The sequence below is a fragment of the Paraburkholderia ginsengisoli NBRC 100965 genome (assembly GCF_000739735.1).
Lineage (GTDB): Bacteria > Pseudomonadota > Gammaproteobacteria > Burkholderiales > Burkholderiaceae > Paraburkholderia > Paraburkholderia ginsengisoli.
The window spans coordinates 646,775-661,002 of record NZ_BBJF01000004.1 but is presented as its reverse complement, the minus strand read 5'-3'; the positions used below and the strand labels follow the sequence as shown (position 1 = coordinate 661,002).

Annotated in this window: 10 protein-coding genes; 9 read left to right on the top strand and 1 reads right to left on the bottom strand. The window is 64.6% G+C overall.

The window, feature by feature from the left end; translation table 11 throughout:
* Window positions 1-31 precede the first annotated feature (31 nt).
* Window positions 32-1,579 (bottom strand): mannose-1-phosphate guanylyltransferase/mannose-6-phosphate isomerase, encoded by a 1,548-nt coding sequence (locus tag BGI01S_RS06980; RefSeq protein ID WP_042323610.1) that lies wholly within the window; start codon window positions 1,577-1,579, stop codon window positions 32-34.
* Between the two features lie 655 nt (window positions 1,580-2,234).
* On the opposite strand from BGI01S_RS06980, the gene BGI01S_RS06975 reads away from it, so the two are divergent.
* From BGI01S_RS06975 to BGI01S_RS06935, 9 genes are all read left to right on the top strand, one after another.
* On the top strand, window positions 2,235-3,632 hold the full coding sequence (locus tag BGI01S_RS06975) for an undecaprenyl-phosphate glucose phosphotransferase (RefSeq protein WP_042323608.1): 1,398 nt from the start codon (window positions 2,235-2,237) through the stop codon (window positions 3,630-3,632).
* Window positions 3,633-3,730: 98 nt separating this feature from the next.
* The gene (locus BGI01S_RS06970; protein ID WP_042323606.1) at window positions 3,731-5,197 is read left to right on the top strand and encodes a UDP-glucose dehydrogenase family protein; all 1,467 of its coding nucleotides are present in this window, start codon (window positions 3,731-3,733) and stop codon (window positions 5,195-5,197) included.
* 46 nt (window positions 5,198-5,243) lie between these two features.
* Window positions 5,244-5,705 (top strand): arsenate reductase/protein-tyrosine-phosphatase family protein, encoded by a 462-nt coding sequence (locus tag BGI01S_RS06965; protein ID WP_042323604.1) that lies wholly within the window; start codon window positions 5,244-5,246, stop codon window positions 5,703-5,705.
* On the top strand, window positions 5,705-6,919 hold the full coding sequence (locus BGI01S_RS06960) for a polysaccharide biosynthesis/export family protein (protein ID WP_408638600.1): 1,215 nt from the start codon (window positions 5,705-5,707) through the stop codon (window positions 6,917-6,919). Before BGI01S_RS06965 ends, BGI01S_RS06960 begins: the two co-directional genes overlap by 1 nt.
* 141 nt (window positions 6,920-7,060) lie before the next feature.
* The gene (locus BGI01S_RS06955; protein ID WP_042323600.1) at window positions 7,061-9,259 is read left to right on the top strand and encodes a polysaccharide biosynthesis tyrosine autokinase; all 2,199 of its coding nucleotides are present in this window, start codon (window positions 7,061-7,063) and stop codon (window positions 9,257-9,259) included.
* A gap of 16 nt (window positions 9,260-9,275) precedes the next feature.
* On the top strand, window positions 9,276-10,199 hold the full coding sequence (locus tag BGI01S_RS06950) for a glycosyltransferase family 2 protein (protein WP_042323597.1): 924 nt from the start codon (window positions 9,276-9,278) through the stop codon (window positions 10,197-10,199).
* 103 nt (window positions 10,200-10,302) lie between these two features.
* Window positions 10,303-11,472 carry a glycosyltransferase gene (locus BGI01S_RS06945; RefSeq protein WP_042323594.1) on the top strand — a complete coding sequence of 390 codons (1,170 nt, stop codon included), beginning with the start codon at window positions 10,303-10,305 and terminating at the stop codon, window positions 11,470-11,472.
* A 3-nt stretch (window positions 11,473-11,475) separates the two neighbouring features.
* Window positions 11,476-12,957: a glucose-6-phosphate isomerase gene (locus tag BGI01S_RS06940; RefSeq protein ID WP_042323592.1), complete on the top strand. Its 1,482-nt coding sequence runs from the start codon at window positions 11,476-11,478 to the stop codon at window positions 12,955-12,957.
* Window positions 12,954-14,183: a glycosyltransferase family 4 protein gene (locus BGI01S_RS06935; protein ID WP_042323590.1), complete on the top strand. Its 1,230-nt coding sequence runs from the start codon at window positions 12,954-12,956 to the stop codon at window positions 14,181-14,183. The genes BGI01S_RS06940 and BGI01S_RS06935 overlap by 4 nt, the downstream gene beginning before the upstream one ends.
* The last annotated feature ends 45 nt before the right edge of the window (window positions 14,184-14,228 follow it).

Below are 14,228 nucleotides of genomic sequence, written 5' to 3'. Positions count from 1 at the left end.
TCATTCGTTGTGATTCAACCGTTTTGCCTGATCACTGGCGTCCATACGTGTCGTCGAAACGCACGATGTCGTCTTCGCCGAGATACGAACCCGACTGCACCTCGATCATTTCGAGCGGCATCTTGCCCGGGTTTTCGAGGCGGTGCGTGACGCCCAGCGGAATATAGGCCGATTCGTTTTCGGAGACGATAAAGCGCTCTTCACCCCGCGTGACGAGCGCCGTGCCGCGCACGACGATCCAGTGTTCGGCGCGGTGATGATGCATTTGCAGCGAAAGCCGCGCACCCGGTTTCACGACGATGCGTTTGACCTGGAACCGCTCGCCGCTGTCGACGGAATCGTAGTTGCCCCACGGACGATGCACCTTGCGATGGTTGGACGCTTCCAGCCCGCCGTCCTCGCGAATCCGGCCGACGATCTTCTTCACGTCCTGCACGCGCGACTTGTCGGCGACGAGAATCGCGTCGGCCGTTTCGACCACCACGAGGTCCTGCGTGCCCACGCAGGCAATCAGGCGTCCTTCCGAATGCGCGAAGGTCGATGACGCGCCTTCGAACATCACGCGGCCGCGGCTCACGTTGTGATTTTCGTCTTTCTCCGAGATGTCCCAGATCGCGTCCCACGAACCCACGTCCGACCAGCCGGCCTGCAACGGCACGACCACGCCCGAGGCGGCGCTTTGATCGGCGCCGAGTTGCTCCATCACCGCGTAGTCGATCGAATTCGACGGCGACGCGCTGAACGCGTCGCGTTGCAAACGGAAGAAGTCGCCGTCCGCCTTCCCGCCCGCGAACGCGGCGGCGCACGCTTCGTGAATGGCCGGCTGGAAATGGCGGATCGCCTTCAGCCACGTCGACGCGCGCATGATGAAAATGCCGCTATTCCACCAGTATTCTTTCGACTCGACGTAGCGCTGCGCGAGTTCCAGATGCGGCTTCTCGACGAAGCGGTCGAGCTGATGCGCGCCGGGCTTGCCGGATGCTTCGCTATCCGAAGTATTTGCCGATGTGTGCAGCGGCGCGCCGATCCGGATGTAGCCATAGCCGGTTTCCGCTCGGGTCGGCACGATGCCCATCGTGACGATGTGCCCGGCCGCCGCGTGCTGCACGCCGGCGGCCACCGCCGCGTGGAAGCCTTCGCTGTCGGTGACCGCGTGATCGGCGGGCATGACGACCATGATGCCGTCGCCGTCCTGCGCGAGAACCGACAGCGCGGCCACCGTCAACGCCGGCGCGGTGTCGCGGCCGACGGGTTCGAGAATCAGCCGGGTCGGCTTGCCGCTCGTGCGCAGCTGTTCGGCAGTGGTGAAGCGCTGCTCTTCATTGGCCACCACGACCAGTTGCTCGGTGAGCGGATAACCGGATTCGAGTCCGTCGAGACGGCGGGTGGTGGATTGCAGCAGCGAGTCTTCGCCGAGCAGGCCGATTAGCTGTTTCGGATGCTGCTCGCGCGACATCGGCCACAACCGCGTACCGGAGCCGCCTGCGAGAATCACGGGATGAACCTTGAGCTTGACGTTCAGGGGCGTGGTTTGCGTGGACCGGGTGTCGGCGGGCGTCGCCGTGACCGGAGCTGTCATGATGGACTCCTCGAGGCTGGGTGAATGCGTCGAGTTTTATCATGAAGTCCGGAATCAATAAAAGCGCGTTAAATAGAAAGCATATAAAAGACGCACAATCAAAAAACCCGATTTCATGAAGAAAAAATGTCCGGTCGATTTATAAAAAAGAAAAATTACCCGAAAAAAATCGGCGGCCATTTTTTTACTGCGGATTGTGCGTCAAAATGACGTCGAAGAGTCTGGCGTAAGCGTCGTAGGGAATCGCGCGGCGGGGACTGCATTGCCTTACGGAATGGCCACGGGAGCGCCTTCAACAAGGCAGGTACGCTCCTTTGCGGTAACAATTGCCGAACAAAATTCAGAAAAAATATCGAAATATTGACCGATACAATTTGAGATATTTTGCGGTCTTGCAGTACGAATTTTAATATCGCTTTATCTATACCTGTACAAGGGTATTCACTCATTCCGACATGAATTTCCCGTTTCCGGCCATTCAGGCAATTGCGGCTCGGGAAATGGAACGGCAATCGCACCGGTTCAATCAGTTCGCGTCGCGCAGGTTTATTGCGGGACGCGCTCGACGGCGTGGCGCGCCCATTTGACGGAGTGGGCGGCGACGGCTTTAACCAACCAACGGACGGCACTTGACTGACGAACTGAGGGGCAGCGCATGCTGAGCGTTCTATCGAGAATCATCGACATCGCCATGGTCGCGCTCGGCGCCGCCATCGCGGCGGCCGTGCACAGCGGCAAGTTCGTGTGGCTGGACGATATGCAAAGCGTGTCGCTCGCGTTCGGCTGCCTGCTGGTGGTGGTGTTCTTTCCGGCGCTCGGCATCTATCAATCGTGGCGCGGCAAGCCGCTCTACGACCTGCTGTCGCGCGTCGCGGGCGGCTGGGTGATGGTCGAAGTCACCGGCGTGCTGATCAGCTTCAGCCTGCACCGCTCGGATAGCCTGTCGCGGTTGTGGCTCGTGTATTGGGCAGTCGCCACGATCGTGCTGCTGGTCGTCACCAAGGTGATCGTCTATTCGATTCTGCGCGGACTGCGCCGCGAGGGCTTCAATCAGCGCGCGGTGGCGATCGTCGGCGGGGCGCCGTATGGGCGCTTCCTGATCGAGCAGATGCGCAGCCGTCCGGAAGCGGGCTTTAGCCCCGTCGTCGTGTTCGACGAGGACGGTACGATCAATCCGTACGAAGACCCGGACGCGACCGACGCGATCGACGGCGTGCCGGTCGAGCGCGACTACCAGCGCATGATCCAGCTCGTGCGCCAGCGCGCGATCCGCGAATTGTGGCTCGCGCTGCCGATTTCGAAGGAGAAGGCGATCCATCGCTTCGTGATGGACCTGCGCAACGACTTCGTGAACATCCGCTTCATTCCGGACGTGCGCAGCCTCACGCTGTTCAACCAGCCGATGGTCGAGTTGCTCGGCGTGCCGGCGATCAACCTGGCCGCGTCGCCGATCACCGATCTGCGCGTGCTGCCCAAGCGCGTGTTCGACCGCCTGTTCGCACTGGCCGCGTTGACCGCGCTGTCGCCGCTGATGCTTGCTATCGCGCTGCTGGTCAAGCTGAGTTCGCCGGGGCCGGTGTTCTTCCGCCAGAAGCGCAAGGGCATCGACGGCAACCAGTTCGAGATCTACAAGTTCCGCTCGATGAAGCTGCACAAGGAAGAGGCCGGCAAGATCACTCAGGCCACGCGCCGCGATCCGCGCATCACGGCGGTCGGCGCGTTCCTGCGGCGCACCAGCCTCGACGAGCTGCCGCAATTCATCAACGTGCTGCGCGGCGAGATGTCGGTGGTCGGTCCGCGCCCGCACGCGCTCGAACACGACGACATCTACAAGGATCTGGTGAAGGGCTACATGCACCGCTACCGGATCAAGCCCGGCATCACCGGCTGGGCGCAGATCAACGGCTATCGCGGCGAAACAGACCGGATCGAAAAGATGATGGGGCGCGTGAAGCTCGATCTGTACTACATGCAGCACTGGACCTTCTGGCTCGACATCAAGATCGTCGTGCTGACGCTGTGGAAGGGCTTCGTGGGCAACAACGCCTATTGAGTCCGGCTAACGGGCCCGGTCATGCAACGCACCGCAGTGCATGACCGCGCTCCTGAATCAACTCCACCGAATCAACTCCTTTTCCCGAGGTGCAATACATGAACCTGACGATCATCGGTAGTGGCTACGTAGGCCTCGTGACGGGCGCATGTCTGGCCGACATCGGCCATGACGTGTTCTGTCTCGACGTCGATCAGCGCAAGATCGACGTGCTCAACAACGGCGGCGTGCCGATCCATGAACCGGGTCTGCAGGAGATCATCGCGCGCAATCGCAAGGCGGGCCGCCTGACGTTCTCGACCGACATCGAAGCCGCGGTCGCGCACGGCGACATCCAGTTCATCGCGGTCGGCACGCCGTCGGATGAAGACGGGTCCGCCGATCTGCAATACGTACTCGCCGCCGCGCGCAATATCGGCCGGCATATGACGGGCTTCAAGGTGATCGTCGACAAATCGACCGTGCCGGTCGGCACGGCCTCGCGCGTGCGCGAAGTGGTCGCCGCCGAGCTGGCCGCGCGCAACGCCGGCCACATGTTCTCGGTAGTGTCGAATCCCGAGTTTCTGAAAGAGGGCGCGGCCGTTGACGACTTCACGCGGCCCGATCGCATCGTGCTCGGTTGCGACGAGGACGTGCCCGGCGAAAAGGCGCGCGAACTGATGAAGCGCCTCTACGCGCCGTTCAACCGCAATCGCGAACGCACGCTGTATATGGACGTTCGCTCGGCCGAATTCACCAAGTACGCGGCCAATGCGATGCTCGCCACGCGCATCTCGTACATGAACGAGCTGGCCAATCTCGCCGACCGCGTCGGCGCGGACATCGAAGCGGTGCGTCGCGGCATCGGTTCCGATCCGCGCATCGGTTACGACTTCCTGTATGCCGGTTGCGGCTATGGCGGTTCGTGTTTTCCGAAGGACGTGCAGGCGCTGATCCGCACGGCCGCCGATCACAAGGCGAACCTGCGCATTCTCGAAGCGGTGGAAGCGGTCAACGACACGCAGAAGAAAATCCTCGCGCACAAGATCGTCGCGCGTCTGGGCGAAGACCTGTCGGACCGCACGTTCGGCGTGTGGGGCCTCGCGTTCAAGCCGAATACCGACGACATGCGCGAAGCGCCGAGCCGTCCGCTGATCGCCGAACTGCTGCGCCGTGGCGCGCGCGTGAAGGCCTACGACCCGGTCGCGATCGACGAATCGAAGCGCGTGTTCGCGCTCGATCTGAAGGACGTGCCGCAGCAGCATGCGCGCCTCACGTTCGTGAAGGAAGAGATGGAAGCGGCCGACGGCGCCGACGCGCTGGTGATCCTCACCGAATGGAAAGTCTTCAAGAGCCCGGACTTCGATGCGCTCAAACAGATGCTGAAAACACCGCTGATTTTCGACGGCCGCAATCTGTATGAGCCGGACGCGCTGCTCGAACTCGGCATCGAGTATCACGCGATCGGCCGGCAGCACGCGCTGCGCAATGCGCCGGCGCGCGTCGGTGCGAACGGCCTGCCGCTCGCGTCCGCGGATGCCGGCGGCGACGCGCAAGCGGCCACTGCCGCCGCCGTTAGCCACTAGGCCGCCGGACCACCCGCTCACCACGCGCCTCGTCAAGGAGCCCGCCATGTTCGCCAACGTATTGATCGTTTGCCATGCCAACGTCTGCCGTTCGCCCGCCGCCGAAATGCTGTTCAAGGCGAAGCAACGCGCGGCGTCGGAAGCAGGGCGCTCCGCCGCGCCGATCGCGTTTCATTCGGCGGGCCTGCGGGCGATGAACGGCCACGCGATGGACCCGGTCATGCAACGCCTGCTCGCCGAGCAGGGCGTTGCCTCCGGCATCCATTATTCGCGGCGCCTCGACCGCCAGCTCGTGCGTGCCGCCGATCTGGTGCTGGTCACCGAGCGCGCGCAGGTGAACGACGTCGAAGCGCTCGATCCCGCCTCGCGCGGCAAGGTCTATCCGCTCGGCAAATGGGAAGACGGTTCAGACGTCGCCGATCCGCACGGCGGCGAGGAAACCGCTTACAGGGAGAGTCTCGTGCTCATCGAACATCTGGTCATGGGATGGCTGAAAAAAATATGCTGATGCAAAAACTCACTGCAAACTCATTCGCGAACGTCAGGGCCAACTTCAGTTCGAAGTTCGCCACGACGCTTTTGCTGACGTCTTTTCTGTCGGCCTGCGCTACCGCACCGGGCAATTATCTCGACACGTCCCGTCTGAAAGAGGACGGCCAGAATCATCCGACCGAAACCTATCCGGTCCATCTGATCGACGGCACGCTGATCGCCGAGCAGGCGCAAGCCGCCGCTTCGAAAACGCAGGTGCTGCCGGCCTCGACGCTCAGCGATCCGTCGCAGTACGTGTACAAGCTGTCGCCGCAGGACATTCTCGGCATCACCGTGTGGGATCACCCTGAACTGACCACGCCGCAGGGCAGCACGCTGTCCTCGGGCGGCAACACCACGCAGTCGATCGGCGGAGCGTTGCAGCAGCCGTACACGGCCGCGCTGCCGGGCCAGGCCGATCCGTACGGCCAGACCATCGCCGCCGACGGCACGATCTTTTTCCCGTTCGTCGGCCGCATCATGGCCGCCGGCAAAACCACCGGCCAGTTGCGCGAACAGCTCGCGAGCGGCCTCGTGCGTTACATCCGCAATCCGCAGGTCGACGTGCGCGTGCTGTCGTATCGCGGCCAGAAGGTCCAGGTGACCGGCGAAGTGAAGACGCCGGGGCCGCTCGCGATCAGCGACGTGCCGCTCACGCTGGTCGACGCGATCACGCGCTCGGGCGGCACGAACTCGGACGCCGATATCCAGCGCGTGCGCCTCACGCGCAACAACAAGCTGTACACGCTCGACGCCGACCGCATGCTCGATCGCGGCGACACCACGCAGAACGTGATGCTGCAAAACGGCGACGTGATCAACGTGCCGGATCGCACCGACAGCCGCATCTTCGTGATGGGTGAAGTGAAGACGCCGATCCAGGTGCCGATCGTGCGCGGCCGCATGACGATCGCCGACGCGCTGACGCAAGGCGGCGGCATTCTGAACACCGACGCCAATCCGCGCCAGATCTTCGTGATGCGCGGGATGAAGGACCATCCGACCACGCCGGAAGTGTTCCGCCTCGATATGACGCAACCGGACTCGATCATGCTGTCCTCGCAGTTCCAGTTGCAGCCACTCGATGTCGTGTACGTGGGCACCGCCGCTTCGACCACCTTCAACCGTGTGTTGCAGCAGGTCCTGCCGAGCGTGCAGACGCTGTTCTATCTGAAGCAGCTGACGCGCTGAACGTCTGAGCCGTAGTCAGGCCCGCGCCGCTCTCTTCACGAGCGCGGCGCGGGACCGAAGCAAAACGCCGACGCGCCTGCGAAGCCAGCGCCGAAGCAAACGATACGGGATCGAATTGTGAGCAATCAAATCTCTCCACACATGGGCGGTCCGATCAAGACCGAAGAAGAGGACGTCGTCCTCGGGCAACTGGTCCAGGTGATCATCGACGACATCTGGTGGCTGCTCGCGATCGCCGGCGTGATCATCGCGATGGCGGTCGCGTACTGCTACCTCGCCAAGCCGATCTATTCGGCCGACGCGCACGTGCGCGTCGAGCAGTCCGACAATACGTCGCAGGCGCTCACGCAGACGCAAACGGGCGCCGCGATCACCAGCGGCTCGACGTCGCTGCCGACCGACGCTGAAATTGAAATCATCAAGAGCCGCGGCGTGGTCGGCCCGGTGGTGCAGCAGTTGAAGCTGAACTTCAGCGTCACGCCGAAGACGGTGCCGCTGCTCGGCAGCATCGCCGCGCGTCTCGCCACGCCGGGCCAGCCGGCGCGTCCGTGGCTGGGGCTGACATCGTACGCATGGGGCGGCGAAAGCGTCGACCTCGACTCGATCGACGTGACGCCCGCGCTCGAAGGCCAGAAGCTCATGCTGCGCGTGATCGACGAACAGCATTACGAGTTGCACGCGGAGAACGGCGCGCTGCTGCTGCGCGGCCAGGTCGGCCAGCAGGCGCAGGGTGGCGGCGTGACGATGCTGGTGAACAAGTTGGTCGCGCGCCCGGGCCAGGAGTTCACGGTGGTGCGCGCGAACGACCTCGACGCGATCACCGCGTTCCAGTCGGCCATCAGCGTGCAGGAACAGGGCAAGCAGACCGGCGTGATCCAGATTTCGCTGGAGGACAAGAGCCCCGAACACGCGGCGCTGGTCGCCAATGCGCTCGCGCAGTCGTACGTGCGCCAGCACGTGTCGAACAAGCAGGAAGACGCGATCCGCATGCTCGACTTCCTGAAGAGCGAGGAGCCGCGCCTGAAGTCCGATCTCGAGCGCGCCGAAGCCGCGTTGACCGCGTATCAGCGTCAGTCCGGCTCGATCAACGCGAGCGACGAGGCCAAGGTGTACCTCGAAGGCAGCGTGCAGTACGAACAGCAGATCGCCGGCTTGCGTTTGCAGATGGCGCAGTTGAACGAGCGTTACGGCGACGACCATCCGCTGCTCAAAGCCGCGCGTGAACAGATGGCCGAGTTGCAGGCGCAGCGCGCCAAATACGCGGACCGCTTCCGCGATCTGCCGGCCACCGAAGTGAAGGCGGTGCAGTTGCAGCGCGACGCGAAGGTCGCCGAAGACATCTACGTGCTGCTGCTCAACCGCGTGCAGGAACTGTCGGTGCAGAAGGCGGGCACGGGCGGCAACGTGCATATCGTCGACGCCGCGTTGCGTCCGGGCGCGCCGGTCAAGCCGAAGAAGATGCTGATTCTGTCGGCGGCGGTGATTCTCGGGCTGATCGCGGGCACGGGTTTCGTGTTCCTGCGCCGCAATATGTTCAAGGGCATCGACGACCCGGACCACATCGAGCGCGCGTTCCATCTGCCGGTGTTCGGCCTCGTGCCGCAAAGCGCCGAACAGGCGCAGCTCGAAAGCGCGTTCCAGCGCGGCGGCGAACGTCTGCGCTCGGTGCTCGCGAACGCGCGGCCGAAGGACGTGACGGTCGAAAGCCTGCGCAGTCTGCGCACCTCGATGCAGTTCACGCTGATGGACGCGAAGAACCGCATCGTCATGCTGACCGGCCCGATGGCCGGTGTCGGCAAGAGCTTCCTGACGGTCAACCTCGCGGTGCTGCTCGCGCATTCGGGCAAGCGCGTGCTGCTGATCGACGGCGACATGCGGCGCGGCGTGCTCGAACGGTATCTCGGCGGGGCGCAGGACAACGGTCTGTCCGAACTGCTGAGCGGCCAGATCTCGCTCGAAGAAGCGATCCGTACTTCGAACGTGGAGAACCTGAGCTTCATCTCGTGCGGCCGCCGTCCGCCGAATCCGTCGGAGCTGCTGATGTCGCCGCGTCTGCCGCAATACCTCGACGGGCTCGCCAAGCGCTACGACGTGATCCTGATCGACACGCCGCCGGTGCTGGCCGTGACCGATGCGTCGATCATCGGCGCGTATGCCGGCTCGACCTTCTTCGTGATGCGCTCGGGCATGCACAGCGAAGGCGAGATCGCCGATGCGCTGAAGCGTCTGCGCGCGGCCGGCGTGCACGTGCAGGGCGGCATTTTCAACGGCATGCCGGCGCGTTCGCGCGGCGGCTACGACCGCGGCTATGCGGCGGTTCAGGAATATCTGAGCACCTGACGAAAAGGACATCACGATGAAAGTGACCGTACTGGTTCCGACTTTCCGCCGCCCCACCGATCTGGCGCGCTGCCTCGCGGCGCTGCAGCGCCAATCGCGCGCGCCCGACGAAGTGGTGGTGGTCGCGCGCGCCGACGACGACGCGACGCATACGTGTCTGCGCGACCCGGCGGTGCCGGGCAAGCTGCCGCTGTCGGTGGCGCTGGTCGAGGCGCCCGGCCAGGTCGCAGCGCTCAATCGCGGGCTCGATGCCGCCACCGGCGACGTGATCGCGATCACCGACGACGACGCCGCGCCGCACGTCGACTGGGTCGAACGGATCGCGGCCGCGTTCGAGGGCGACGCGCGTCTGGGCGCGCTCGGCGGACGCGACTGGGTGCATGAAAAAGGCCGCGTGCTCGACGGCGAGCGGCCGCTGGTGGGAAAGGTGACCGCGCACGGCAAGATCATCGGCAATCATCATCTCGGCGTGGGCGGTGCGCGCGAAGTCGACATCCTGAAGGGCGCGAATATGAGCTACCGGCGCGACGCGGTGCACACGATCCGCTTCGACGCGCGCCTGCGAGGCGCGGGCGCGCAGGTCCACAACGACATGGCGTTCAGCCTCGCGGTGAAGAACGCCGGCTGGAAGCTGATGTACGACCCGCGCGTGGCGGTCGATCACTTTCCCGCCGAGCGTTTCGACGAGGACCGCCGCGACGCGCAAACCATGACGGCATTGCGCAACGCCGCGTTCAACTTCCATCTGATTCTGCGCGATCAGTTGCCGCCGCTGCGCCGTGAAACCGCTTGGTGGTGGTGGACGCTGGTCGGCACGCGGGTCTATCCGGGGCTCACGCATGCGGCGCTCGCGCTGGTGTCGAAGCAGGCCGGATTGAAGCTGTCGCGCTGGCGCGCGGTGCGTACCGGCGCGCATGAAGCGCGTCGGGCGTTGTCGTGAGCGACCGCGTCGACGCCGCCACGCTCCTCACGTTCGCGCATCGGCCGTTGGCCCCCGCCAGGGCCGCCGATGCCTCTTTCCACCGGCAGAGCGGAGCGTCTGCATGAGTACGAAAGTTCACGTTCATCTGTTTTACGGCGCCGACCCGCGCTTTTACCGGCCGGGCGACGACATTGGCTGCCTGTACGGCTATCACCACGCGGAGTCCGACGAGTTCAGGCTGTCCTATTCGCAGGACGCGCGCGAAGGCAAACCGGTGCGTCTCGTGCGCCGCGCGCTGAAGGCGCTGCTGGGGTTCGACATCATCCATACGTGGCGCAATCGCGCCGAGATGCTGCGCTCCGACGTGATCTGGACGCACACCGAGCAGGAATGGCTGTCGGCCGCGCTGATGCTGCTGCTGAGCGGCCGCAAGGCGGGCCCCGGCGCGTCGCCGCTGTTGCTCGCGCAAAGCGTGTGGCTGCTCGACAAGTGGCCGTCGTATGGGATTTTCAGGAGCTGGCTGTACCGCAAGCTGATGAGCCGCGCCGATCAGCTGACCACGCTCGCCAGCGAAAACGCCGGGCTGTGCCAGCGCTATTTCAATCGCGACGCGCGGCCGCTGCTGTACGGTCTGAACACGCGCGACTTTCCGGTCAACCCGCCGGCACACTGGACGCCGCATACGCCGCTGCGCATCGCCGCGATCGGCAACGACCGCGACCGCGATTGGGAGACGCTCATCAAGGCGTTCGGCAACGATCCGCGCTACACGGTGAAACTCGCGACGCGGCGGCGCATTCCGGCTTCGCTGCGCGCGCCGAATGTCGAGATCGCGCTGTTCTCGGGCATCAGGAAGCAGCACGAACTGTACGACTGGGCCGACGTAATCGTCGTGCCGTTGCGGCCGAATTCGCACGCGTCGGGCATTACGGTGATGCTCGAAGCGGCGGCGGTCGGCAAGCCGATGGTGGTGACGAACGTCGGCGCGTTGCAGGATTACTTTCCGGCGGACGAGGCGGCTTATATCCCGCCGTTCGATCCGCAGGCATTGCGCGACGCGGTCGATCAACTCGCCGCGGCACCGGATGAAGCGTTGCGCCAGGCACGGGCGGCGGCGGCCGGTTTGCTGTCGCGCGATCTGACCACGCAGCACTACGCGATGCAGCACGTGCGGATCACGCGCGACATGCTGCGCGCGCGTGCGCAGGGCCAGGGGCAGACACGAGCGCACGCATCGCAGCAAACGCAAGCCGCGCGCGCGACCGCGAGCGAATCGCGCGGAGGCCTCTAACCGATGTCGACGATTCCGCGAGCCCACGCCACCGACGCCGTCACTTCAAAAGGAACGGCGCGGCTGCTGTCCGGCGGCCCGCAGGAATGGCTGCCGCCGCTGTTGCTGTGGCTCGTCACGGCGGTGCTGATCGTCGCGCATCAGGGCACCGTGCTCACGCTCGCGTTCCCGGTGCTGGCGATCCTCACGGGCCTGTGGCTGTACTTCAAGAGCCCGGCGCGCTATATCGGCTTCATGTGGTGGCTGTGGTTCCTGAGCCCGGAAGTGCGGCGGCTGGCCGACTGGTCCAAAGGCTCGTTCACGCCGACCAGTCTGATCCAGGTCGCGCCGCTCGCGGTCACGATGATCAGCGCGCTGTCGCTCCTGCGCTACTACAGATTGCTCGCACAGCGGCGCGGTTTGCCGGTGCTGCTGATCCTGCTCGGCCTCGCGTATGCGTTCATGATCGGCGTGATGTCGAGCGGGCCGCTCGCGGCGACCTACGACCTTGCCAACTGGCTCTATCCGATCCTGATCGGCTTTCACATCATGGCGCACACGCGCCAGTATCCGCAGTATCGCGACACCATCGTCAACACGTTCATCTGGGGCATGCTTGTGATGGGCGGCTATGGGCTGATCCAGTTCTTCATCATGCCGCAGTGGGACGCGCTGTGGATGCTCGGCTCGCAGATGAACTCGCAAGGCGACCCGGTGCCGATGGGCGTGCGCGTGTTCAGCACGATGAATTCGTCGGGGCCGTTCGCGTTCGCGATGATGGGCGCGATGGTCTTCGTGATGGCCGCCACGCACCGGGTCCGCTGGATCGCGGCGGCGCTCGGCTTCTTCGCTTTCGCGCTGAGCCTCGTGCGCTCGACCTGGGGCGGGTGGGTGATCGCGCTGCTGATCCAGCTCGTCAAGTCGAACAACAAGGTGCGCTTGCGCATCGTCGCGAGCGCGGTGCTGTTGGCCGGGCTGTGCGTGCCGCTGCTGGCGGTCGGCCCGGTGGCCGAGCGGATGCAGGCGCGCTTGAGCACCATCGTGAATCTGAACGACGACCAGAGCTACGCCGCGCGCAACGAGTTCTACGCGACCTTCGCGAAGACCGCATTCACCGATGTAGCGGGCGAGGGCATGGGCGCCACCGGCACCTCGACCAAGCTGTCGAACGACGGCGGCCAGCTCGGCCAGTACGGCAACTTCGACAGCGGCGTGATGAACATCCCGTTCGTGCTCGGCTGGCCCGGCACGCTGCTGTATATGTCGGGCATCGTGTGGCTGCTCACGCGCGCGGTGCTCGCGTCGTTCCGCCTGCGCGACGACAAATTCGTGTCCGCGTGCCTGAGCCTGAGCCTCGCGACCTTCGCGATGCTGGTGTTCACCAACTCGCTGGTCGGCACCGGCGGACTGCTGCTTTTCATGAGTGTTTTTTCGATTCTTTCCGCGGTCCATTACGAAAAGATGAACCGCAGACGCACGCCATATCTCCACGGAGGCACTGATTGAGAGTCGCCATTGTCACGCACGTAGTGCGCCATAACGACGGCCAGGGGCGCGTCAACCACGAGATCGCGCGCGCCGCGCTCGACGAGAACATCGGCGTCACGCTGGTCGCGTCGCACGTCGCGCCGGAGCTGCTCACGCATCCGAACGTCCGCTGGGCGCCAGTGAAAATCGGCCGCTGGTGGCCCACCAATCTGCTGCGCCAGCAGGTGTTCGCATTCAAGAGCGCGATGTGGCTGCGCGCGCATCGCCGCGAATACGACGTGCTGCACGTGAACGGCTTCATCACGTGGATGCCCGCCGACGTCAACACGTCGCACTTCGTGCATAGCGGCTGGTTCGGCAGCAAGTACTACCCGTTCGGGCTCACGAAGGGCGTGTGGTCCGCGTATCAGTCGGTGTACACGCGCTGCAATGCGCTGCTGGAGCGCTGGGCTTACCGGCGCTCGAAGGTGATCACGGCGGTCTCGCAGAAGGTCGCCGACGAAATCCGCGCGATCGGCTTGACGCCCGATAACCGCGTCGACGTGATCTACAACGGCGTCGACACGCAAGGCTTCGCGGCGGCCACCGGCAATCGCGAGAAATTCGGTTTGCCGAAGGACGCGTTTCTGCTGCTGTTCGTCGGCGATCTGCGCACGCCGCGCAAGAACCTCGGCACGGTGCTCGCCGCTCTGAAGCATTTGCCGGAGCACGTGCAGATCGCGGTGGCCGGTTTTCTGCCGGGCAGTCCGTATCCGGAAGAGGCGAAAGCGCTCGGCATCGCGCATCGGGTCCATTTTCTGGGGCTCGTGAAAGAGATGCCGGTGCTGATGCATTCGGTCGACGCGTTCGTGTTTCCTTCGCGCTACGAAGCGATGAGCCTGTCGTTGCTCGAAGCGATGGCGGCCGGCTTGCCGGTGGTCACCGCGCGCACCGCGGGCGGCGCCGAAATCATCACGCCCGATTGCGGGATCGTGCTCGACGATCCGGACGATCCTAAGGCGCTCGCCGGCGCGGTCGCGCGTCTCGCGGAGAACGACGATGCACGCCGCGCGATGGGCGTCGCCGCGAACCAGCTTGCGACCGGTTTCGGCTGGGCGCGGATGGCCGAGCAGTACATCGCGCTGTACCGGCAGTTGGCCGGACAGCAGAAAAACCGCCGGCGCAGCGACGCGGAAGCGTCGGTGGTCGCCAAGACCGATGCGCTGTCGCTCAATACGCTAGCCGGACAGAAGCGGGTGGAATGACGCGATGCGATGCGCAGCGGCGCGGCACGCACCGCGCGCTGTCAC

Excerpts from the sequence above, each read along its gene's own strand:
- BGI01S_RS06980 (WP_042323610.1), bottom strand. The coding sequence starts at position 1,579 with ATGACAGCTCCGGTCACGGCGACGCCCGCCGACACCCGGTCCACGCAA.
- BGI01S_RS06975 (WP_042323608.1), top strand. The coding sequence starts at position 2,235 with ATGCTGAGCGTTCTATCGAGAATCATCGACATCGCCATGGTCGCGCTC.
- BGI01S_RS06970 (WP_042323606.1), top strand. The coding sequence starts at position 3,731 with ATGAACCTGACGATCATCGGTAGTGGCTACGTAGGCCTCGTGACGGGC.
- BGI01S_RS06965 (WP_042323604.1), top strand. The coding sequence starts at position 5,244 with ATGTTCGCCAACGTATTGATCGTTTGCCATGCCAACGTCTGCCGTTCG.
- BGI01S_RS06960 (WP_408638600.1), top strand. The coding sequence starts at position 5,705 with ATGCAAAAACTCACTGCAAACTCATTCGCGAACGTCAGGGCCAACTTC.
- BGI01S_RS06955 (WP_042323600.1), top strand. The coding sequence starts at position 7,061 with ATGGGCGGTCCGATCAAGACCGAAGAAGAGGACGTCGTCCTCGGGCAA.
- BGI01S_RS06950 (WP_042323597.1), top strand. The coding sequence starts at position 9,276 with ATGAAAGTGACCGTACTGGTTCCGACTTTCCGCCGCCCCACCGATCTG.
- BGI01S_RS06945 (WP_042323594.1), top strand. The coding sequence starts at position 10,303 with ATGAGTACGAAAGTTCACGTTCATCTGTTTTACGGCGCCGACCCGCGC.
- BGI01S_RS06940 (WP_042323592.1), top strand. The coding sequence starts at position 11,476 with ATGTCGACGATTCCGCGAGCCCACGCCACCGACGCCGTCACTTCAAAA.